Here is a 19848-nt window from a genome sequence, read left to right on the forward strand (position 1 = left end):
TGCCTTGCACTTTTGTTCGATTTATAGACTTCAATCACTATTTATACAAGGGTTTCAGTCTTAACCAGCAAGCCCTAAATACAAAATGGTAGTCAGCCGTCAGTGGCAAGATGAAAAAGGCGAAGCCAAGAAAGAATGGTACTTCCGCCACGATAAAATCATGGATTTCTTCTTGGTGCAAAACTTTCTCGGCGAAAGTGATGCTGCCGAAGAACTATTAGTTGATAGAATCCCCAGTGACTAGAATTTGTCTAGAGTCCCTATAAAACTTCCAGTTACCCTGAATCCCCAGTGACTAACTGCGATCGCGTTCGTATTCCTGCGCGGTTTCGCACTCACGCTGAAACTGTTCTAAATCTTGTACCCGCTCGAATAACTGAGCGCGTTGTGAAGTGTTGACGGTTTCTAGCTCTTGTATGCGCGTTGATAAAAGGCTGTACCTGAGTTCATGGATCTGAATCATCTCCGTCATCTTGGCATTTAGCTCATTTAGGATCGTGAGCAATTTTTCTTGATCCATAGGAACTTTATCCATTATTCTTCCTGGGTATTTTCCTCATACTCTCTAATACTGAAATTAGTATCTTTCTGCAAAAAGCGCTGTACGTCTCTGGTGTAAAAAAGCAGTCGTTTGAATTTATGATTTATTTTTTGGTCTAGTTGACCCAAAACCATTTGAATAACATCTTTTCTATTTACATATTCTTGAATATGTAAATCCAGCGTTTTTTCTAATTGGCGAATTTTCTCCGCATCTCTAGCGTGTTCCTTCATTGCCTCTTCTATTTGGGCAATAGAAGATGAGATTTTATTCATCTTTGTAATCAGTTGCACTGCCATAGCGCCCAGAACTGATGCACTTACTAATATCCCTAAAAGTATGCCAGTAGATTCTAATGTTAGTGTGATTCCTGTGCTATTAGTAACAGCTATTGTTGATGAAGTGGGAGGCATTTGTTTAAATCGGAATTATTATATTTTTCTCGCCCATATTTTGCGACCAGAAAAATAATAATTACTGGAGGCAGGATTTTTTGTAAATACAGTAAATTTGAATTCATGTAATCCATCACTAGGGATGGTAATAGCTCTTTGAGGCATGGCGTTATAGATGACAGGAGAACTGTAGAAATCCATATCATCAAAAGCCAAATTACCATCAATTTCTAACTTCAATTTTCCGAGATTTAAGCCTAAAACAGTTAATACAAAAAGGTTGTAACTTCCTGCTGCTAGTAACTTCTTGAAACTAAAGCTATCATTAAGCGCTGGCGGATTTTGGTAAATTTCACACCCATAGGCAAGTACAGCATTTGTATCGGTTTTAATTTGCCCACCATTAAGGACTTCGCTCTCGTCATGCCAGTGAGTAAAGCCATTAGGAAGTAATAATTCTGGAAGCGCTGCGTATAAAGGCATTAAGTTAGCTCCCGCACCAAAGCATTACCATTCGCTGCTGACCAAATGCCACTAATTACGCCAGTGTAATTAAATGGCACTTCAAAATATCCGTCAGATGATAACTTGGCAGTAAAAGCGCTAGTTGTTGCTGTTGCGGCAAATTCAATAAATAAATTAGCGGTACTATCATTCCAAATTGTCGCGCCTTTGCGATTGGAATTAGAAGCAAGAATTGTCACACTGCTAGCGCTAGAAGCAACAGTAGTTGGGGTTGAAGTTCCGCTAGTTGATGCGCTGACTGTAACTGCTGCCGGATTAAAAAGAGCCATTAAATACACTCCACAAGCGAAAGTTTACAAAGAGATGCAGCGATAGCCGAAACCTTTCCTAGATACAGGTTATTAGCATTAATTTCGTAGCTACCACGAGGATTGAGGATAATTCCTTTACCTATTCCCCCTTGGGCTGTGTCACCCAATATTAAAGTAATATCTACACTGGAATTATTGATAAATGCTGAGTATTTTCTATTGGGATTAGCATTTAAAATCTCAGTCTTATCATTTGCCGATAAGCTTTTTTCGCCATTAGTACAAGTAGTAAACTTATTACTAGAATTACCTGCTGATACATTGTTGATCATTACTTTTTACAAAGATATTCCTAGCGCTAATTTTATTGCTTGTATATCATCTTCTATCGTGCTTCTATCTATACCTTCATATTGGTAAATAGCAATATTAGCGTTGATAAACCATTTAGGTACTTGAAGTGATAAGAAGTAATTAATATTCAAATCATCAAAAATGATTAAGTTGAATTTCCCTAAAAATAAGCTTTCCGGTTCACCTACGAAGCTTGCACCCAATCCAGTTGTCAAGCTGCGGCGCAAGTATCCCGCATACTTCCAAATTTTCCCTACAGGAACACTAGTATTCACAGCCACGGCAATGATGGATTTATCAAAGATTACAGGAATATTTATCTCAGTTATCCTTTGATAAATTGGCTTGCCTGCTGAATCGTTTAGATAACTTACAGCCGGGAAAGAATCACTGTATTGCAATTGCCAATTACTTTCTATCCCTAGCTGTAAATTGCGCGTCATACTTCAAGCATGGGAGATTACAAAATCAATGTGATCGGTAAATTCGTCTACAATTTCAAATGGATTAAGAATGCCGTAATGTTCCAATCTATCGAGATATTCAACAATATCAATTTCCCCGGTTAGCCAATCTCTACCCGCTTGATTGATGGCAAGCATTCCCTGAAATTCGAATTCAGAACAGTTACCATCAACATCAACAGATAACAGGTCTAACGGATCATCTGGAGTCCAAATAATTCCAGTTCGTTCTGCTATCTTGCTCATTAACCTTCAGGAGTGAATCTAGCCCGATTTTTACCGCTGTTTCCTGCCAAGAAGGTTGCATAAGCCGATTCCCCTTTTATGGCTAAAACAGCCGCGTCGTAAGCTTGACCACCAGCATTTTGACCAAAAGGAGAGGTAACAGAATCTACATCGGGTTTTTTGTACTCGACACCAGTAATCCGGCTAGCTTTTTTTACAGTCCCAGGCACAACAGCCGTAAGCGTTAGCTTGGCAAACTTGAATTTTTTTGCATCAATCTCAATTGGCGTGGTTAATGCGGCAAATTCGGCGGCAGTGGTGGTGTAGTTAGCAAGCAGCCCACGTAGCACCTCAGCCACGCCAGATCCCTGCCCAGTTTGATCGCTCTTAATTAATCGAGCTGGAAGATAAATTTTTGTAGTACCAGCCGTGCCAAAGGGAGAAATATAGCCTGCTTCTTTTTCTGCGCTTGCCCGCTTGGTTTCGTCAGTAACAGTTGCAAATTTCTGCTGACGTTCTTGAGGAGTCGAGTCAAGCCACGCTTTATATTTGTCATACCGAGCTTTTTGCAGTGGATATCGGTTTAGGTCTCTAAAGCCCATAATTACTGGTGATAGTTGTTACAGATGTCACCCACTCTAGCCCTTTAAAATCCTTAGAATTTTCTACGGAAACCTAATAGGTTTTTATCTTTATTCTCAGCCGCAGTCACTTTAGAAAAACTATTGCACATCAAGGATATTTGACTAATCCCTGGTTCTGAAGCGTTGTGTCTAGCAAAAAGATAGGTGGAACAAGATTGCCCAAAGATATGTAAGCACTCCTAAAACGGAGAATCGCCACAGGTCTATACCTGCGGTTTTGTACCTGTTTGCCTAAGATCGTGACTTTCCCGGCTGTAGCCGTTGTTGTACTGGGTTTGTCTGGATCGTTCACGATTACCCTTTCTGCTTGAAAGGGTACATCAATCACGTTACAAATTTTTTGATAAATTTCTACTGCGTCAGTTCTGGAATTTACCAGTAAATAATTCCCTTTAGGAAATCCATTGTCAGGGTCGGTGTAACTAGCTGATTTATTTCCAGTGGTGTAAGTTATTCCTCTGCTACTTGATAAAAAAGTGGTTTTAATTTCGTTAGCGATTTCTGTCATATTAGATTTGGAAATAGCTGGTTTAGTATTTCCAGATGAACAAGAAAATTTCATTAGTCTAACAGACTTTTCATGCTGTATGGGTGATTCTTCGCTTGGTGACGCTGAACTATCTTGAGAGAAAACAAAAAATAACTGGGGATGTCCAGCAACCGGAGGAGCTGTGTCAAGTCTATTCCCATAAAAAACAGCGAGATTTTTTTTACCGTAACCAATAATGTTGTAAAACAAATCTGAACGCATCCAAGAGGCGTACATATTATCATTGTCTAAAGCTCTGCAAGCGAGCTTTAAAGATGGTCTAATACCAGATAAATCACCATTGCCTTGAACATCTTTAAAATATCTGTCAACCCGGCGATTATGTTCTTGATTCCAGGTTGTCTGAAGATGTTCAATATTATCAAAACCTTCTGGTAGGGACATTCTTTAATCCTCCCCGTCAAATAAATCTGAAAAATCAAAATTCAGTGGCTGAGAATCAGTCTTGGACTGAGTTTCCTTGGCTTTTAATTCGTCGGGTTCTGGGATAGGTGTAGCTTTATTTGCAGGCTTGTCATCTTCTTTTACCGCTTTTACAAATTCGGTTGCAGCCGTTGTTGATTCTGTTACGGCATTCACCACATCTAATGGTGCTTGCGTCACCATCTGTATAGTGCTTGCCCCGTTTTGCAAACTTTCTAAGGTTTGCGTGACACGATTGAATTTAGGCTGAGGATTCATCCAGCCATAGGCGCTTTCAAGAATGATTCCACCTTTTCTCAAAGCATTTCCTATCTTCCCGGTGTAAGCTGCTATTAATTCAGAAGCTTGTAGAATAGTTTGGGATAAATTCAAAAAACTATTAATTACATTAGTAGTTGCTTGATATATTCTGTTGGCTTTAGCCCACGCTTCTTTCAACTCGGTATAGTTATCAGCACCAATTGCCCCTTTTATCAAATTTTCAATAGAGCCACTAATTACAGAACCAATATCAAAAGCGCTCCCATCTTCCTTTTTTAATCCTATTAATTGAAGCAGATTATTAATAGCTCCGACTAGGGTTTGTCCTATGTCGTTTGAGAGCATCAAAGCGTTATGGAAGGTCGCAGCTAAAATTAAAATATTTAGCACTCTATCCAAGTGCATCCAATCAGCAAACCGAGATAATTTCCCACCAATTCCACCCGGTAATTGATCGCCAAGCTTGCCGTTGATGGTGTCTAAGAGGGCCAATTGTGCAGCACTCCCTGCGGTATTTAATCCGGTCAAAATGTCGTTGAGCTTATTTCCATTTGCCTTTGCTGCATCCTCTGCCCTCTGAATTGGCGCACCAAGGCAACCGTTAGGCTGGGCAATTTCACAAACTGCACTTTGTACAGTAGTGCCTGTGGCAGCTTGGACGGCTGGGGATTTTGCGATCGCATCCGGTATTCCCTGAATTGCTGGTGTTAGGGCGGCGATTGCAGTGGCAATTGCTGTGATGCGTCCAATCTGGTCATCAAAATCTTTTTTCTGTTGCTCGATTATCTTTGTAGTCTGGTCTGCCTGTACCTCTTGTGGTGTTTTTGGAGATGGGGCACCATCCGCTTTTGGAGTAGGTGAAATCCCATCGGGTGTAGGAATTTGCTTTCCTGGTGTCGGGGAAGAAGTGCCGGGAACTGTTACCCTACTTGAACTCAAGGGGATGAGTTGTGCATTTGATGATTTCGGCTGTGTTACCACCCCATTTTCAATACGCGAGCCAGTGCCAGCAGATGATGTAGGCGTAGCTATATCATCGGGTTCTGCGAATGGCGGCGGCTGTTGCGCTGGTTTGGCTGAGGGGAGTAATCCGCCAAGGTTAGATGGAGTCTGTGTAGGATTTGGTAAGTAGCTCGGTGCTAGTCCACCATGCCCGGTGAAAAATGGCGCTCCATTTGGTATGTTATTGCTTGGCAGGGAGGGAGCTACATTCCTTGATATGCCTTTGTTTGCGCCTGCTACTGGAGTGCCAGATGGCACAGTATTATCATTGCCGATTGGTGAAGGATCGTATCGGTAAGGAGCATTATCGGGTGGAGGCGCTGGTGAACCGTTTTCCGGGTATATATCAATTGCGCCATCTTTGCGCCGAATAGAGTCTATTTTCCATCGGCTTGTTGAGTCGCCCAGTTCGGTAATAACGTTACCACCGGAGCTTAAAAATTTTGCATTGTATTTATTGTCGTCTGCGGCAGTTTCTTGTATGCCGATTATTGATCCATACAATTCAAAAGTCCGGCTTTCTACAAGTTCTCCAAAGGAATTGAATTTGGAAACAATTACAACATATAGAACACCTGATGATTGACCATATATTGTTAAGGTGTAATTAGGTCTATGTAGTGGCTGATCTGGCACTGGCTTAGGTAAGAAGCTTGCATAGAGAGCATCACCGATGTAACCTCCAACGAAGCCACCGATCATACTTCCAACAACACCACCAATCGGCCCGCCGATCGCAGTACCCACAAGTAGTCCTGCCCCACTGCCAATAAGAGTTCCGGCAGTTCCCGTAACGGCTTGACCGATAGACTGTCCCGCGACCAAGCGGCTTGTAAGTACTAATCCTGCTCCTACTCCTGGAATAACTAACCTTCCTGCGGATTGTGGCAGTGCGCGAGGTAAGATTCCTTGTGCTGCGCCAATACCATTGCTAATTGCTTGCTTTAGAGAACCCGTTGTTGGAGTTGCGGTTGGCTCGACCAATGAATTTGCTCGTGCGGCTGTATCCCTTGGTGTTGGAGGAGGCGAACCGGTTGAGGGTGGAGGCTGACGTTCCGGCGTTGAGCGGGGCTGTGGCACCTGTGATCCAGGTGCAGGCGTTCCTACTCCTGGATCTGTCGGTGTGTTGTTATTTATTCTGTTTGAAAGTTCGTTTCTTTGGTTTTGGTTGCGCTGAGCTTGCAAAGCTTGAGCGGCTCTTGCGTCTGCCGTTTCCTGCCGAACACGTTGAGCAGCCGCGATTTCTCGCTCACGCCGCAAAACATATTCTGCTGAAGATTCCTTATAAACGTAATCTTGCTGAGTACGCTGATTTATTACCTGTCTATTTAATGCTTCTAAATCTATTGGATCGCCAGCAGGAACGCCGCTCGCAGGGCGGTTTGTGAGCGACCCATGCAGATTTGCATCACTGCTATCAATTGAACTGAATTCTCTGGGATTGTCGCTCACAAATTTACCTTAATTGGCTTTAAATGACGAGGGTATAGCGGTATTTGAGATTGGTTGAACGTACATCCAAGGCTTGGCACTACCGCTTAATTCATCAGATGAAACTTCTAACGACGTGCGAGAAATCAAACGACTTTTAGCGTCAGCTGCTACCCAAAACTTCCCACATTGAGCTACACGTTCCGTATACCCGACACCCTCAATCACAGTTATGGTTGGGTTTATGGCAAATAGTGCGTAAGCTGTCCATGCGTGTAGTTGTTCAAGGGTTTCAATTTGTGATGGAATGTCGGTAGCAATATTAATTGTGGTCATTTGAAGAGATTTGTAATTAGTTACTCTTCAGTTTTATGGGTCAATCAAATTTGTGTAAATGTTCCAGTTTTATGTAAAACAAGAACATTCACTGAGGACGTGTAACCCTTGCTGCTAATAGCATTTAGTCTAATATTTCTAATACTCAAAATTAGGAATATTCCGGTTTAACCTTGCTCAATGGTTAAACCGGAATAGGCAGAAGTAAAAAATAAAATGAAAAATAATCGAAATGGACAAGCCGCAGTTTTGACCGACGCGGATTATTCCAAAATTCGTAAGCAGATCCGCAGTCAAAAATATAAACTACTTTTGGATCTAGCTTGGTATACCGGGGAAAGGTGGGGTGCGCTGGTGAAGTTAAAACTTCTTGATGTGTACAACCTTGATGGCACTCCAAGCGACTATATCAACTTTCGCGCCAGGACTCGCAAGGCCACCCCAAACGGGAAACGACAAACTCGCCAAGTGCCAGTTCATGACACTTTGGCTGAATTGCTAGCAGCATATAAGCCAGAACCGGGTTCAGTTTGGTTATTTCCGTCCAGAACTGGGGATGAACCGATGGGGTTAAGAGGAGCCGACCAGATTTTACGCACAGCTGTAGAGAGAGCCGGGTTAACAGCCAAAGGTATATCGACCCATTCCACCCGCCGGAGCTTTATCACCAAGCTGGCAAACCGAGGAGTGAGTTTGGCGACGATTAAAAAAGCAACGGGTCACACTGACTTGAAGGTGCTTTCGCGTTATATCGAAGTTTCCGACGAAGACGTTAAGCACGCGATCGCAACTCTATGAACACCAAGCTCCTATTCCTGCAAATTGAGATATTCTTTGAGCGCTTGCAGCACGGGGAATACGACCATCCTTTGTATTTGGCTATGGCACTGGAGAATCTTAGTAACCAGGCATGGGATGAGGTTGATCGCGTTTACCCAAATCTGTGACAAAGCTTACTGGGGCGGATAAGCTCAAACCAATAGATGTTTTACTCACAAAATAATGCAACAACTGCGATCGCACTTTAGCTTATGAGCGCGATCGCATTTTATTGGGCGTTGGGGATTGGGGATTAGACTGTAATATTGCCTTGTAACACGCAATAGAGGCAATAAAGATGAGTAAAGGCGGCCCCACAAGCACTACTTGGCAGCCTGGCTGGAACGGTGGGAAGACGACATCGATCCGCGTGCCGATTGTGCTTAAGAGTGACATTTTGGCTTACGCTAGAGCGGTAGATTCCAAGCTGAAAACTGATAAATCTCGTAATATCCCCATGCTGAAAGGGGATTTTTTACAGGAATTCACCCTTGGGCTGATTGATCGATACATCGAATTTAAACGCCACAATTACCACCCTAACCAGAATTCTAGGAAGCTGGACACTAGCACCCGTGCATGGGATGAACTGCGGAAGTTTCAGAAATTGGTTCAGGAGTCTCCTGAACTGTTGAAGGACTAAAACCTTTGCGGCATCTCTGACAAAACCATCTTTGTACTACTGTCTGGTCAGACAATTTATAGCTTCCGTTTTTAAAAATTAGTGTTACCTTATTGCATCTTGGGCATGGTGGGCGATTCATTTTTCCAGCCTCGGATTAGTTTCTCAATATCAGATGGAAGCTTACCATCTGCGATCGCAATTTCCACATCTGCCCTTTTACGCTTGGCGATAATACTATCCACACTGCCCAGGTAAAGGCGGTTAATCTTCCTGCCTGACATCCAGCAGTACTGAAAATACCAATATTTATTAGTAGCCCTTTCTACCCAGTACTTCTCTACCCAGTGGGTATCGTGTTGGGGGGCAGTTTTTTTAGTAGCTAATCTAACCTGACCATTGGCACGAGTTTCTACTGTGGTTTCAATAGTGTCATCTTTAACTTGCCCCCCAACACGTATTCTCCACTCAGCCCAAGCCAGATGATAATCATTAACACTTTGATAATCATCTGAGTCTGGAGGTTCATGGGTGTCATCGTAGAAAATTGTTAGCTGACCGTCATTGCCTGCTTTTCGGGGCACTTCTCCAAAGTCAGCAGGATTCCAGCGATTATCCTCTACTTGTTGGGGGGCAGTTTCTAATTCATCCCAGTAAGGATCGTGAACGGTAGTCCTTTGTTCAGTTGGTGCAATTGCAAATAATGCTAATTGCCCAGGCACATCAGAATTATGTTTCATAATGTTTTTGAAGTAATAGAATTCGCGGCCGTGACAGCGGCCGTTTTTTTATACATAGAAACTAACCAGAGGGGAATAATTCTTCCCACTCTGTAGAGTTCCCAAACATTGCAAGTAAACGATTGTAATTACGCGGAAACTCCCACCATCGCTGTCTTAAACACTGACGTATAAAGCCTTCTGGATTAAGAATTTTATCCAACGCACCACGCAAATTGAACATTAAAAGTGCCAACTTAATTTCATGAGTTGGACGTTCAAGCACTTCTTTCTCGTTTGAGTCAAAATGTATACCGTTCTCAGACAGAGTCTCTAAGTTGATATCTGAATTAGAATGCTGCTGCTGTATATCACCCGGAACGGCAGACTTATCATTTGAGGGGTCTGATTTGTAACTTAAATTATGGTTTTGTAAGTTTTTTTCTCGCTTCTTTCTCGGTGGCTTCAACCATTCGAGGGGTCTTACAAGTAACTTAAATATCTTCCAAGAATACTGTTTAACAACTTGTATGACTCTGTGTTCTACTAGCTGTTCAAATATCTGTTTGAGGTAATTATGGGAGTATCCTTTACCTCTTGCTTTGGCTACTGTGGCATTGAATTCTGATAAATCTGGCTCTACTTCTTCACTAATTGCACCCTGCCTCATTAGCCATTGCCAAAGTGATTTAGCAGCAGGGCAAATATGATGTTTGTAGCAGAATGCTTCGTGTTCTTCCGTCCAGGGAAGATTGATTTTTAGAGTATTTTCTGTCATGATACTGTTAGTTATTTTGAGTCAGGAAGCCACACTCGAACGCAATTCATGGTGGCTTTTTGGCATTTCTAAACAATCCGCGATCGCACTCCAGAAGTGATGAGCGCGATACGCAACGAATAAAGCCGTCTACCCAAACAGGTAAACGGCTTTATTCTTTATCTGGTATGTCTTCCAAAGTTTCAGCCAATAACGTCTCTAAATCATTTATCTCGTCTGTTAGCTGCTTAGTATTGTGTAGGCTGGTTTCAAGTTGCTTTTGTTGAGAGCCGATCAGACTTAAGCAAGTTTGGTGTAATTCTTTCAGCCTACGATGGATTCCCCCAAGAGTTGCTTCTCCTCCAGGATTAGCCCATGATCTAGCTTGATTTCCCCCCTGGCTATCTGGGTGAAAAACTGTGTCCGAGTCATTCCTAGTTGAGACGCTTTGTCTTTCAGTGCTTCCCAATCCTGAGATGACATCCTGAGAGTCGCATTGACCGTCTTTTTGTCTGCCGTGGTTTCTTCTGTCATTTGTTATAGGCATAGTAACCCCTAAATTATTGCACGTGCTAATTAGATGATTTTGCACGTGCAATAACTATTTAAAGATACTATCACGTGCAAATAATTTTGTAGCACAAACCCGCTCCCCAACGCCTAACCCTTTGCGTTGCAACCGGAGCAAGCACCCACGCCACATTGCGCGGAACACCCTTTGACTGATGCCCAAATAAAAAGGCAACCGCTACTCGCTAGCGATCGCCCTTAATGCAAATGGATTTATTTATCTTGAGGAGATTTTACCAATGTCCAAGCCACTAGGCTACTACACGGCTTATACCCCAGGCGATGACTCACTTTTAGACGAAGTGCAGAGAAAGTACGGCAGCGCTTTCGAGAAAATGAGCAAGCGAGAAAAGCTCTCTATATTGATGATCCTGGCATCAAGTCTGGGGTGTCAGCTTGACGGAGGTGTTCGCGGCGAAATTTACTCTATTGCCAGAGAGATGACAGATCAGCTTTCACTCTCTGACCAGGCAGGAATCATGGAAGCGATAATCTCTCAAATCCGTTGGGGGCAAAACTATGAGCAGCAGTAAAAACGACTGTGAAGATTGTGGTATCTGCCGATTATTTGAATTGGGTGTAATCAGCAGTCCATGCAATCCACCCTGCTATGAGGAGGATACCGTACAACCAAAGCAAAGCAGAAATGACACAACAACTGTACACCACTCCTGAAGCCGCCAAAGCTACTGGGATTCCAGAAAGTACGATCCGCAGTTGGTTGCGTCGTCACCCTGAAGTGTTCCAGTTTGATGTTCACGTTGTAGCCGATGAGCATGGGGTCAAACTGTGGACAGAATCGGGAATTGAACTGTTGCACAGCCGACGTGCAACGAAAAATGCAACTGAGGACGATGCAAATTTTGATGCAGAATCCGACGCACCCGATTTACTTGAATCACTGTTAGAGGAAGATTCACAGCGCCTCGCTAACGAATATTACCGACAGCTACCCGGTCGCACTTTGCAACGGATTAAGCAGATGCGGTTTAACCCCACACCTGAACAACGCAAAATAGTCGAGTTGTCATTCCGCGCCGCAATAAACGCGGGAACAGAGCATCTACTCTTACCCACATATCAGCCGATGTTGCTAGAGGGAGGAGATGAAACAGACTAAACGACAGCTTACTAGTAAGGTCGTACCATTCACCGGGGAATTTTACCCAGACATACCAGAACCCGCACCAGCCGGAAATAACATCGCAGCTTATTTGGTAATCATCGCAGCTGCACTGGTTGCCGGTTTAAGCATGGGTGCAATCTCAACTTACCAGAGCGTCGATCAGGTTCAGCTACGCGAGATGAAAGCGCAAAGTCAACAGCTTGAGAAGGTCAAAAACCAGGTTTGTAATAGATAGGAGTAAACAATGGGAATCCTTGCACGTATTACCAGCGCTGGAAAATCCAGCAGTAAGAATAATGAATCATCGCTCTCTACAGGGGGCCACGGAATAGATAAAAATCGGGTGCTGGCTCCAACAGATCCAAACGTAATTAACCCAGTCAATGCGGGAAGTTGGGAGACTGTAAGAACTGCACCAGTAAATCATACACCACGGTACTTTAGCAAAGCTGAGGCTGATGCACTTAAACAGGTTGCAGCCCAAAAAAAACTTGAGGCGCGTCAGGCTAAACGAGCTTATAAATCGCTCAAAACTCTTGAGCAATCCGATGCACAGGTACACACCGAGCATCGTAAATACATCAAGGAAGTTGCATCCAGTGAACTAACTAAAAAACGTGCTGATGCTTCCACGGCAAGACATCTGCATACACTCAGACCCGCATACGCAAAACTGGGCTTTGGTTTAGATACTGCCGAGAACAAAGCACAGCAACGGATTGAAGAACTCAAAGCCAAAATCAAGGAAAAATACTAATGGCAAAGGCGGTACACCTGGGGGCTTGGTTCCTTCTGGGGTGTATCGCCTCTAGCTCTGTGGCTTGGCTAGGGGCGCTGCATCCTGCTTTGTTTCGGGTGATGTGGGTGGTGTACATCATGTGCTGCGCTGCATTGTGCCTTGCACTGCTTACTGATGATGCTGTTAGACCGTTTCTCAAATTGTCGCAGCATGACTATTACGCCCTGCTGATTGCGATCGCAGTTTCGATTATTTTGGGAGGCGTGCTTTCGTGGTTGATCGGTGGTTGAAAGCCAACTGTTTACTAGCTAGCGCGGCTGCTTTTTGGCTGGCTGCACTTTCTCCCCTGCCCCAAATTGGCAAGGGAATCAGCTATAGCTTGGCACTTGTTGCATCAGTGCAACTAGTCCAGGAGTCACGCCGACTCATAGCGCAAGATGCCCGCCGTGCAGCGCTCTCTGCAATGAATGAAGAACTCGAACAAGTAGAAATTGGACTGCATACCCAACAGCAAGAGCAAGCGCTCTATGAAATGTATGGCGCTGCACCAACTTATCCGCCGGAAGTCAAGGAGGAGTTAACCACTAGCCTATAACACTTGTACAAAGAGCCGAGCGCGGATCGTAGCGGTGAAACTTCCACTTCCACTTCCCAGAAAAAAGCTTTCTATCTGGCGATTAAGTCACTTTTGGAAGTCAAAGGTAAGACCCATGTTATTGAAGAAATTCTCAAAATGGGCGGCCGTCAGTGGGAAGAAGCAGAACGTCTGTTGCAGCAAATTTTAGAGGGGGGACAGAGAAATGGCTGGTAAATATCGTGTCGAATTAACTTACGAAAAGGGAACCGTTAGTTTTGAGATGAGCAAGGACGAATTAGAAGTGCATTTCCCAAAAGAAACAGCAATCCTTGAGAAATCCCCATGTAGTGCTGTTAGCGTGCCCGATGAACACGGAGGAATCTTCATAGAGAAAGTGAAGGCTAGTTAATTCAAAAGCGATCGCGCTTCTGGTTGAAAAGTGCGATCGCAATTGATTAATCGATTCCAACAAGTAAAAATATCACACAACTATGGCAATCAAAAACATTACTTACCAACGGGTACTGAACCTGGGGAATTACGAATCAAAACCCAAAATAAATGAAACAGAAAATTTTTAACTGAATGACCGCCTGATGAGCCGAAGTGACTCCCCGGCGAAACGCGATCGCACTTGATCGCGTCGCGGTCTGAGTCCAAATCAGACGTACAGCACATACACACAGCAGCTTAGGGCTTTTTGATAGAAACAAGCTTTTACGGCTTTCGCCCATTCGTAAGCTCGGCTGCTGTGAGTGCGCTGTTCCCTCCCTATGTCACCAGAAGTTACCGCTTCTGGTTTTGCCTTGAGAGTGAACTAGGCTGTTGTGGCCTTCGGGTGATTCGCAGGCATGGCATCAGGGACAAGACGAAACCACCCAGAGGAGAACTGAATGATTAGAATTTTGGGACTTGACGTTAGCAAGTCCTCAGTTTCGGCTTGTCTGCTTACGGAGAAGCCCGAAGATCCACGTCAATTTTATTATGAATGTCCATTTTTTAAATTGAGCGCTGATGCAAAGGGAATTCAAGATTTACTCGCGCTCAATGGGGACATTGCACTACTCGAACCGACTGGCAACAATTACAGCAAACTTTGGGGCACTCACTTGGCCCGAAGTGGGGTAGAAGTTAGGTTGGTTGGTCACAAAGAATTAAGAAATTATCGAGCCAATCACCTGGCATTGCCTGATAAAGATGATGATGCCGATGCTCTAGCACTTGCTTGTTATTACTTTGACTATTGCCAAGACCAACGGCGATTTGTCCAAATTCGCGATCGCACTATTGTCAGAATTAGGGAACTGGTATTAAGACTTGCTCACTTAAACCGCGTTCAGTCCCCGATCATGAATCGAGCGCGGCAGGATTTAGCGTGGCAGTTTCCAGAAGTTGCACTAGTAAAGTCCCGCCGGGGAGAATTAGGTGAAGCGCCTTTACTGTGGGGCTGGCTTGCTGGAATTCGCAAAAGCACACGCTATGACCGCCTTTACTCCCAAAGTGTTGGTTTGGGAATCACTGACACTGTTCGAGAACACGCAAAAAGGATCTGTGACCTCCAGCGTGAGGAACACGTCATCGAGGGAGAGTTACGAGAACTGCTTGCTGATTCTCGCTTTGAGCATTACCGTACAGTTTTTAAAAACTTTGGATTTGGCGATCGCCTCTCATCGGTGATTATTTCCCAGATTTACCCCATTGAGGGATTCTTAGTAGATGGTAAGCCAGAGGTGAGGATACGCCAGGGGCGAAACTCCAAAAAGCCAACTAAACGCCACCTTTCATTGAGAAGATTTCAGAAAGCTTTGGGCGCTGCTCCCTCAATGGAAGCATCAGGAGATAGCCGTAAATCTAAAGTAGTGGGCGGTTCAGATTTATGTCGTAAATCCTTATGGCAATGGGTATTTACTCGCATTGAGCCGAAAAAGTCGCGCCTCAAGAATGATATTTGCAGAAGTTTAGGTGAGCAATTAGATACTGAAAAAGCTGCGGGCCGTCCTGTGAAGCTTGTCAGGAATCGGATTGCAGCCAAAGGAGCAAGGTTACTGTTTCGGGAATTAGTTAAAGGCTTGAAGTGACAAAATGGAGATTACGCCTACTTCTTGCGTTTGTTTTTAGATGGATTAGTTAAGTCCAGATTGAGAGCATCTTTGATATCTTCTGGCAAAATTCTCATCAAAAAGTAAACAGCCAGACCAACACCAGCAATTACTATTACTGGCAAAAAAACTTGAAAAATCAAGGTTAAGGTTGAAGCATCCATGAGAGTGATTTTGTAGGTCATTCTTAGGGTGCGGGAAATTCCCTGATCTAGCATCGGGGAATTTTCGTACTGCACAGTTTTACTAGAGTGAATGGGCGATCCGCGTTTTCGTGGCGTTTATTTCTTGCTAGCAACCTTACTTCCTTTAGATGCAGCCAAAGAACTACGAGAAGATTTTATTCAATACGCGGCGGATACTAAAGACAATACGGTGAGTAATACCTTTGTGCAGTTGTTACGGACTAGATAAGTGGGCATTGGGCATGGTTATTTTCTTTGTGTTTTAGAGGATGTTTGAAAAGTTCTTAGTGATGTATCAAATCCTTTTAGATCCCCCTAAATCCCCCTTAAAAGGGGGGACTTTGAGTGCTTTTTTCCCTCCTTTTTTAAGGGGGGTTGGGGGGATCTAAAGCTTATGGGGCAACTCTTAAAGGCTTGTGTGTACACCGTAGCTTTTTAAGGGGGTTAGGGGGGATTAATAAGTGTCTAAAATCACAGCCAAATACTTTTAAACAACCTCTTCAGCAAAGTTGCATAGCACCACAAAGTTAACTTAGGGGATAATCATAACCGATCACTCATGTTCTATTGCGATCGCTCTTGGGGTATCGCCGACAATTGCCAGTTGCACTGTAAATGTGGAACCTTCATATAATTTACTTTTTACAGAAATAGATCCCCCACAGCGCAGCAGCAATTGCTGTACTATTGTTAACCCCAAGCCAGCACCAGCATAATCTTCTGTAGATCCTGTACGCACACGATAAAATCGCTCAAAGATTTTGGAAATCTCGCTTTCGGCAATACCAATACCTGTATCGCGGAATTCTAATTGGACATAATCGCCTTGAAGACGGGCACGCACCCATACTTCACCCCCATTAGGAGTAAACTTAATGCTGTTGTGCAGCAGATTAATTACAATCTGCCTCAGCCCACCACTCACACACCAAATAGATGGGATTTCAGTGGGTACGGTGTAGGCTAGCATAATCCCTTTTTCTTGGGCTAAAGGTTGGTACGTACTCACTACCCCAGGTACAATATCTGAAAGCCGCACCGACTCCAAAACCATTCCCTCCAAATTACGTTCTAGTTGCACCAGTTCCAACAAACCTGTAATTAGAGAATTTTGTTGATCGCACTGGGTATTTAACATCTGTAAATAACGTTGTCGCTGCGTAGGTTTGAGATTAGGAGAATTCAATAACGAAAGTGCTGTTTTGATATGCGTCAGGGGTATACGCAATTCCTGACAGAGATTTTTTAGATATTCATCTTGAAATTGTTCTTTGTTGTGCAGTTCTTGATTTATCTGCTGCAATTTGGTAGTGCGGGCTGTGATGATTTGACGATTAACTTCATCCTGTCGCAGGAGTTGTTTTGCAAACAGTTGACTCATCGTTGCCGCTTCCGGCATCGTTGGACAAATAAAATCAGCAGGTATAATTGGCGATGATTCTGGCGCGTAACTGCCTGGCAGATGGTCGTTAGATATCGCTTTTCGGATACCATGTAATACTTGCTGAATTACTCTCCCCTCAACAGTGGTGATAATCAGCAATGGCTGATTTTTATTAGTATTTACCTTTCCCGATGTCTGACTCTTGCGTTTTTTAAGTGGTCGATGAGCCAAAATTAAACTACAAAACTGGGGCGATAACACCAGCAAAAAGTTTTCCCGTCGCAGTTGGCTATCTGGTGTCAGGTGGACGGTGACATGATGAGTAGATGAGGGAGATGAGGCAGAGGGGCAGGGGGAAGGGTGCAGAGGAGAGGAATTTTCCCCCTGCTCCCTGCTCCCTGCTCCCTGCTCCCTGCCCCCTGCTTCCTCATCTCCCTGTTTTTCATTCTCGTCAAGCTGGCAAGTATAGATGATACTAGACGCACCCACTGAGAATTGGTAACGCGCTAATTCTGATTGCCAAATTTTTTCTGGTGGTAGCTTCACCCATAAAGTGGCTGCAATTTGCTGCTCAATTAGTAAGTCAATTTGCGCTCTCACCAGTGATAGCAGAGTCGCAGGACTGAGAGACAATGGTTTTGGAGGCACTTGCACTCCCATAACCAGTTGATAAACAGACAGATCCTTAGTCAGAGAAACATTCATGAGTCAAGCACAATAAGGATGAAGCAAGAAATAATTCTGTCTCGATTTTCACCTTTATATGTCCATTTTTTACAAAATCCCCACGGAAAGAAACATTAAATATCAAAAACTACACCCATAAGGGAAGAGGCAGGGGGGCAGGCTTGCCGTGAGCGAAGTCGAACGGGAGCAGGGGGAGCAAGGGAAGAAAAACTATTGATTATTAGCCCATTCCCCATTCCCCATGCCCAATTCCCAAATAAATTAAGGTTGGCTATTAAGTCTTTGCTGTAAAGCGTCGCGTGCGTGTTCTCGGTCGTCAAAATGGATTTTTTCAGTGCCGAGAATTTGGTAGTCTTCGTGACCTTTACCAGCAAGCAGCACTCCATCACCTGGTTGTGCTTGTAAAATAGCAGTACGAATTGCAGTAGCCCGATCGCAAATTACCATTGGTTTTACTGTTTGGGCAATTCCCGCTAAAACGTCTTCTAAAATCCGTTCTGGGTTTTCTGTGCGGGGATTATCTGATGTCACCACTGCCACATCAGCTAATTCAGCAGCAATTCTACCCATAATTGGGCGCTTGGTGCGATCGCGATCGCCGCCACAACCAAATACACAAATTACCTTGCCAGGTATAAATGGACGTGCAGCTTTCAACAAGTTTTCCAAGCTATCGGGTGTGTGGGCATAATCCACAATCACGCTAATATCCTGGTCAGAATTAATCTGTACCCGTTCCATCCGTCCAGGAACTCCGGGAAACTCAGGTATCACAGATGCTACTAACTGTAAATCTAGCCCTAAGTGTAAAACTGCTCCTACGGCTGCGAGAAGATTTTCTAAATTATATTGTCCGACTAGTGGCGATCGAAAAGCTACGTCACCTTTTGGTGTATGTAATGTCCCACTGACACCATTCGGCTCATAACTTAAATCACTCATCCATAAATCAGCGCTGTTGTCGTTGACGCTATAACTCCAAACCCGTTCGGAATCTAACGAGGCAATTAACCGCTTTCCGTAGGAATCATCAGCATTAATTATTGCCCGCCCCTTGAGATAATCAGGGCTAAATAACAACGCTTTAGCGGCAAAGTAATCTTCCATGTCGCGGTGATAGTCGAGATGGTCTTGAGTAAGATTACTGAACACCGCCACCTCAAATTGACAACCCAGCACTCTACCTTGAGCCAAAGCGTGAGAACTTACTTCCATTACCCCGAACTCACTACCAGCATTTACAGCCTCAGCTAGCTGCTGTTGCAGTTCCACTGCAAAGGGCGTAGTGTGGGCAGCAGTTTGCTCAAAACCTGCCCAACGAGTGTAGAGAGTTCCCATCAAAGCTGTGGCGAGATTAGCTTTGAGCAGGAGAAATTCAATAATATGGGTAGTTGTAGTTTTGCCATTGGTACCAGTCACGCCTACCAGCTTAAGTTTTTGCCCTGGATAACCATAAAAAGCACTAGCTATCTGGGCACAAGCTTGAGTTATGTTACTTGCACTGATAACCACAGCCTCATTTGTGGGAGGATTTTTTTGTGCAGCTTCGGGAGAAACGATCGCAGCCACAGCCCCCGATGCGATCGCACTTTGCCAAAATTCCCCACCATCAACCCGCGTTCCTGGCATCCCAATAAACAAATCTCCTACACCACAAGCATGGGAATTGGTCTTCAAACCCCTAACTTCCACATCCTCCAAAGTAGGATGGCTAGCCAATTGTTCAACACTGTCTACCGCCGTTAGTAATTCCCGCAATTTCATGTTGTGAACCTCGTCACATTCTTAATCTTGCGCTTATTCTGCATTATTTTTTTCTAATTGGCTAAATACTTACGCAACATTTGCTCCAACTGTTGCACACTAGCACGAGGAGAAGGACGCGGCAATGGCTTCTCACTCTCTTCTTCCTCCGCGCCTCTGTGGTTCGATAAATAAAGTACCGGCACTTCATACTCATACGCACTGAACCAATCTTCACGAGTCGTAATATCCCTAACTTCCAAATCGAAACTGAGATTTTGGATTTGTTCTAGCTTTTCTTGCAAGCCTTCACATAAATGACAGCCAGGTTTACTGTATAAAATTAATTGCATTTGAGTTGTGATAAGAAGTTATAAGTTTAAGATAACGAACCGCAAAGGACGCAAAGGGCGCAAAGG

33 protein-coding genes are annotated in these 19848 nt (G+C 43.9%); 14 read left to right on the forward strand and 19 right to left on the reverse strand.

Features of this window, described 5'->3' with window-relative positions:
* Positions 1-85 precede the first annotated feature (85 nt).
* A complete protein-coding gene (locus GNF10_RS17465; protein ID WP_185580199.1) occupies positions 86-244 on the forward strand; it encodes a hypothetical protein in 159 nt (52 codons plus the stop codon).
* 51 nt (positions 245-295) lie between these two features.
* Here the strand turns inward: GNF10_RS17465 and GNF10_RS17470 are convergent, their stop codons facing one another.
* From GNF10_RS17470 to GNF10_RS17520, 11 genes are all read right to left on the reverse strand, one after another.
* Positions 296-535: a hypothetical protein gene (locus tag GNF10_RS17470; protein WP_185580197.1), complete on the reverse strand. Its 240-nt coding sequence runs from the start codon at positions 533-535 to the stop codon at positions 296-298.
* Entirely contained in the window at positions 535-954 is a 420-nt protein-coding gene (locus GNF10_RS17475; RefSeq protein WP_185580195.1) for a hypothetical protein, read from the reverse strand. Before GNF10_RS17475 ends, GNF10_RS17470 begins: the two co-directional genes overlap by 1 nt.
* Positions 955-972: 18 nt before the next feature.
* Positions 973-1419: a hypothetical protein gene (locus tag GNF10_RS17480; RefSeq protein WP_185580193.1), complete on the reverse strand. Its 447-nt coding sequence runs from the start codon at positions 1417-1419 to the stop codon at positions 973-975.
* A complete protein-coding gene (locus GNF10_RS17485; protein WP_185580190.1) occupies positions 1419-1730 on the reverse strand; it encodes a hypothetical protein in 312 nt (103 codons plus the stop codon). Before GNF10_RS17485 ends, GNF10_RS17480 begins: the two co-directional genes overlap by 1 nt.
* Complete coding sequence (locus GNF10_RS17490; protein WP_185580188.1) at positions 1730-2044, reverse strand: hypothetical protein; 315 nt, start codon at positions 2042-2044, stop codon at positions 1730-1732. The genes GNF10_RS17485 and GNF10_RS17490 overlap by 1 nt, the downstream gene beginning before the upstream one ends.
* 6 nt (positions 2045-2050) lie before the next feature.
* On the reverse strand, positions 2051-2509 hold the full coding sequence (locus GNF10_RS17495) for a hypothetical protein (protein WP_185580186.1): 459 nt from the start codon (positions 2507-2509) through the stop codon (positions 2051-2053).
* Between the two features lie 3 nt (positions 2510-2512).
* Positions 2513-2776, reverse strand: coding sequence for a hypothetical protein (locus tag GNF10_RS17500; RefSeq protein ID WP_185580170.1), 264 nt, complete (start codon positions 2774-2776; stop codon positions 2513-2515).
* Positions 2776-3357, reverse strand: coding sequence for a hypothetical protein (locus GNF10_RS17505; protein WP_185580167.1), 582 nt, complete (start codon positions 3355-3357; stop codon positions 2776-2778). Before GNF10_RS17505 ends, GNF10_RS17500 begins: the two co-directional genes overlap by 1 nt.
* 130 nt (positions 3358-3487) lie before the next feature.
* Positions 3488-4333 (reverse strand): hypothetical protein, encoded by an 846-nt coding sequence (locus GNF10_RS17510; protein ID WP_185580164.1) that lies wholly within the window; start codon positions 4331-4333, stop codon positions 3488-3490.
* A gap of 3 nt (positions 4334-4336) precedes the next feature.
* Positions 4337-7087, reverse strand: a complete 2751-nt coding sequence (locus GNF10_RS17515) for a hypothetical protein (RefSeq protein WP_185580161.1) — start codon at positions 7085-7087, stop codon at positions 4337-4339.
* Between the two features lie 9 nt (positions 7088-7096).
* Positions 7097-7402, reverse strand: a complete 306-nt coding sequence (locus GNF10_RS17520; RefSeq protein ID WP_185580157.1) for a glucose-6-phosphate dehydrogenase — start codon at positions 7400-7402, stop codon at positions 7097-7099.
* A 216-nt stretch (positions 7403-7618) separates the two neighbouring features.
* On the opposite strand from GNF10_RS17520, the gene GNF10_RS17525 reads away from it, so the two are divergent.
* From GNF10_RS17525 to GNF10_RS17535, 3 genes are all read left to right on the forward strand, one after another.
* On the forward strand, positions 7619-8200 hold the full coding sequence (locus tag GNF10_RS17525; protein WP_185580153.1) for a tyrosine-type recombinase/integrase: 582 nt from the start codon (positions 7619-7621) through the stop codon (positions 8198-8200).
* Positions 8197-8349, forward strand: coding sequence for a hypothetical protein (locus GNF10_RS17530; protein WP_185580150.1), 153 nt, complete (start codon positions 8197-8199; stop codon positions 8347-8349). The genes GNF10_RS17525 and GNF10_RS17530 overlap by 4 nt, the downstream gene beginning before the upstream one ends.
* A gap of 170 nt (positions 8350-8519) precedes the next feature.
* On the forward strand, positions 8520-8864 hold the full coding sequence (locus GNF10_RS17535) for a hypothetical protein (protein ID WP_185580146.1): 345 nt from the start codon (positions 8520-8522) through the stop codon (positions 8862-8864).
* An 89-nt stretch (positions 8865-8953) separates the two neighbouring features.
* Here the strand turns inward: GNF10_RS17535 and GNF10_RS17540 are convergent, their stop codons facing one another.
* The 3 genes from GNF10_RS17540 to GNF10_RS17550 all read right to left on the reverse strand — a co-directional run bounded on the left by GNF10_RS17540 (position 8954) and on the right by GNF10_RS17550 (position 10866).
* Positions 8954-9583 carry a DUF4102 domain-containing protein gene (locus tag GNF10_RS17540; protein ID WP_185580142.1) on the reverse strand — a complete coding sequence of 210 codons (630 nt, stop codon included), beginning with the start codon at positions 9581-9583 and terminating at the stop codon, positions 8954-8956.
* Between the two features lie 61 nt (positions 9584-9644).
* Entirely contained in the window at positions 9645-10340 is a 696-nt protein-coding gene (locus GNF10_RS17545) for a hypothetical protein (protein ID WP_185580139.1), read from the reverse strand.
* Between the two features lie 151 nt (positions 10341-10491).
* Positions 10492-10866, reverse strand: coding sequence for a hypothetical protein (locus GNF10_RS17550; RefSeq protein ID WP_185580136.1), 375 nt, complete (start codon positions 10864-10866; stop codon positions 10492-10494).
* 262 nt (positions 10867-11128) lie between these two features.
* Here GNF10_RS17550 and GNF10_RS17555 point away from each other — a divergent pair, with 262 nt between their 5' ends.
* From GNF10_RS17555 to GNF10_RS17585, 8 genes are all read left to right on the forward strand, one after another.
* Positions 11129-11422 carry a hypothetical protein gene (locus GNF10_RS17555; protein WP_185580134.1) on the forward strand — a complete coding sequence of 98 codons (294 nt, stop codon included), beginning with the start codon at positions 11129-11131 and terminating at the stop codon, positions 11420-11422.
* 113 nt (positions 11423-11535) lie between these two features.
* A complete protein-coding gene (locus GNF10_RS17560; RefSeq protein WP_185580131.1) occupies positions 11536-12009 on the forward strand; it encodes a hypothetical protein in 474 nt (157 codons plus the stop codon).
* Positions 11996-12250 carry a hypothetical protein gene (locus GNF10_RS17565; protein WP_185580129.1) on the forward strand — a complete coding sequence of 85 codons (255 nt, stop codon included), beginning with the start codon at positions 11996-11998 and terminating at the stop codon, positions 12248-12250. The genes GNF10_RS17560 and GNF10_RS17565 overlap by 14 nt, the downstream gene beginning before the upstream one ends.
* A gap of 9 nt (positions 12251-12259) precedes the next feature.
* Entirely contained in the window at positions 12260-12772 is a 513-nt protein-coding gene (locus tag GNF10_RS17570; protein WP_185580126.1) for a hypothetical protein, read from the forward strand.
* On the forward strand, positions 12772-13044 hold the full coding sequence (locus tag GNF10_RS17575) for a hypothetical protein (RefSeq protein WP_185580123.1): 273 nt from the start codon (positions 12772-12774) through the stop codon (positions 13042-13044). Before GNF10_RS17570 ends, GNF10_RS17575 begins: the two co-directional genes overlap by 1 nt.
* On the forward strand, positions 13026-13349 hold the full coding sequence (locus tag GNF10_RS38625; protein WP_260445968.1) for a hypothetical protein: 324 nt from the start codon (positions 13026-13028) through the stop codon (positions 13347-13349). The genes GNF10_RS17575 and GNF10_RS38625 overlap by 19 nt, the downstream gene beginning before the upstream one ends.
* Before the next feature lie 3 nt (positions 13350-13352).
* Entirely contained in the window at positions 13353-13565 is a 213-nt protein-coding gene (locus GNF10_RS38630; RefSeq protein ID WP_260445967.1) for a hypothetical protein, read from the forward strand.
* On the forward strand, positions 13555-13740 hold the full coding sequence (locus GNF10_RS17585; RefSeq protein ID WP_185580120.1) for a hypothetical protein: 186 nt from the start codon (positions 13555-13557) through the stop codon (positions 13738-13740). Before GNF10_RS38630 ends, GNF10_RS17585 begins: the two co-directional genes overlap by 11 nt.
* Before the next feature lie 98 nt (positions 13741-13838).
* On the opposite strand, the gene GNF10_RS17590 is transcribed toward GNF10_RS17585, so the two are convergent.
* Positions 13839-14009, reverse strand: a complete 171-nt coding sequence (locus GNF10_RS17590; RefSeq protein WP_185580117.1) for a hypothetical protein — start codon at positions 14007-14009, stop codon at positions 13839-13841.
* Positions 14010-14224: 215 nt separating this feature from the next.
* Between GNF10_RS17590 and GNF10_RS17595 the strand changes: the two genes are divergently transcribed.
* On the forward strand, positions 14225-15409 hold the full coding sequence (locus tag GNF10_RS17595; protein ID WP_185580114.1) for a transposase: 1185 nt from the start codon (positions 14225-14227) through the stop codon (positions 15407-15409).
* A 17-nt stretch (positions 15410-15426) separates the two neighbouring features.
* On the opposite strand, the gene GNF10_RS17600 is transcribed toward GNF10_RS17595, so the two are convergent.
* Positions 15427-15669, reverse strand: a complete 243-nt coding sequence (locus GNF10_RS17600) for a hypothetical protein (protein WP_185592242.1) — start codon at positions 15667-15669, stop codon at positions 15427-15429.
* Positions 15670-15685: 16 nt separating this feature from the next.
* Between GNF10_RS17600 and GNF10_RS17605 the strand changes: the two genes are divergently transcribed.
* Positions 15686-15844, forward strand: coding sequence for a hypothetical protein (locus GNF10_RS17605; protein ID WP_185580108.1), 159 nt, complete (start codon positions 15686-15688; stop codon positions 15842-15844).
* A gap of 324 nt (positions 15845-16168) precedes the next feature.
* Here GNF10_RS17605 and GNF10_RS17610 read toward each other — a convergent pair whose 3' ends face one another.
* From GNF10_RS17610 to GNF10_RS17620, 3 genes are all read right to left on the reverse strand, one after another.
* Positions 16169-17704 carry a DICT sensory domain-containing protein gene (locus GNF10_RS17610; RefSeq protein WP_185580105.1) on the reverse strand — a complete coding sequence of 512 codons (1536 nt, stop codon included), beginning with the start codon at positions 17702-17704 and terminating at the stop codon, positions 16169-16171.
* Positions 17705-17947: 243 nt separating this feature from the next.
* Positions 17948-19450: a UDP-N-acetylmuramoyl-L-alanyl-D-glutamate--2,6-diaminopimelate ligase gene (locus GNF10_RS17615; protein WP_185580102.1), complete on the reverse strand. Its 1503-nt coding sequence runs from the start codon at positions 19448-19450 to the stop codon at positions 17948-17950.
* 53 nt (positions 19451-19503) lie between these two features.
* The gene (locus GNF10_RS17620; RefSeq protein ID WP_185580099.1) at positions 19504-19782 is read right to left on the reverse strand and encodes a glutaredoxin family protein; all 279 of its coding nucleotides are present in this window, start codon (positions 19780-19782) and stop codon (positions 19504-19506) included.
* Positions 19783-19848 lie beyond the last annotated feature (66 nt).

The organism is Nostoc sp. UCD121 (genome assembly GCF_014222285.1).
Classification (GTDB): Bacteria; Cyanobacteriota; Cyanobacteriia; order Cyanobacteriales; family Nostocaceae; genus Nostoc.